Annotated in this window: 1 protein-coding gene; it reads right to left on the reverse strand. The window is 74.8% G+C overall.

What is annotated here, in order from left to right:
• On the reverse strand, nucleotides 1-624 hold a 624-nt coding region (locus NHG85_RS09685), incomplete at its 3' end, for a squalene/phytoene synthase family protein (RefSeq protein WP_253331876.1).
• Between the last annotated feature and the right edge of the window lie 127 nt (nucleotides 625-751).

The following is a 751-nucleotide window of genomic DNA, read 5'->3' on the forward strand; positions in this document are numbered from 1 at the left end:
CCGCGCGGCGAGGCGGCGGCGCAGCTCGGGCAGGGCGGGGGCGCTCAGCACCGCCTCGGGGGAGGGGGGAATGCCCAGCTCGTCCAGAAGCTCGGCGGGCAGGTAGAGGCGGCCCAGGCCTGCGTCCTCCTCGATGTCGCGCAGGATGTTGGTGAGCTGCAGCGCCTCGGCCAGCGAGAGCGCGAAGCGGCGCGAGGGCTCGCCGCGCCAGGCACCGAAGACATGCATCGACAGGATGCCCACCGCGCCCGCGACGCGGCGGATATAGGCGTCGAGCACCTCCTGCGAGGGGGCGACCATGCCGTCGAGATCCATGCGCATCCCGTCGAGCACCAGCTCGAATTCCTCGTGCGGCAGGGCGTAGGCGCGCGCGGCAAGGGCGATCTCGCGGCCCACCGGGGTTTCGGGGTGGCCCGCGCGGGTGCGGGCGAGTTCGGCCTCCCACGCCTCGATGCCGGCGCGGCGCTCTGAGAGGGGCGCGGGGCCGTCGACCACGTCATCGACCACGCGGCAGAAGGCATAGACCGCGAGGATGGCGCGGCGGCGCGGGGCGGGCAGCACCCGCATGCCCGCGCGAAACGTGCTGCCCGAGCCCGCGACGATCTCCTCGACGTCCTGTTGCATCGGCGCGCTCATGCGAAGCGGGCCGGGGCGAGAAGGGTGGTGGTGCCGCGCAGCCCGGCGCGCCACCAGTCGGCACGGGCGAGGGCCACGCGCTCGGCCAGCGGATCGCGGCGCGACAGATGCGCGT

This window comes from Limimaricola litoreus, from assembly GCF_024159025.1.
GTDB classification, from domain to species: domain Bacteria; phylum Pseudomonadota; class Alphaproteobacteria; order Rhodobacterales; family Rhodobacteraceae; genus Limimaricola; species Limimaricola litoreus.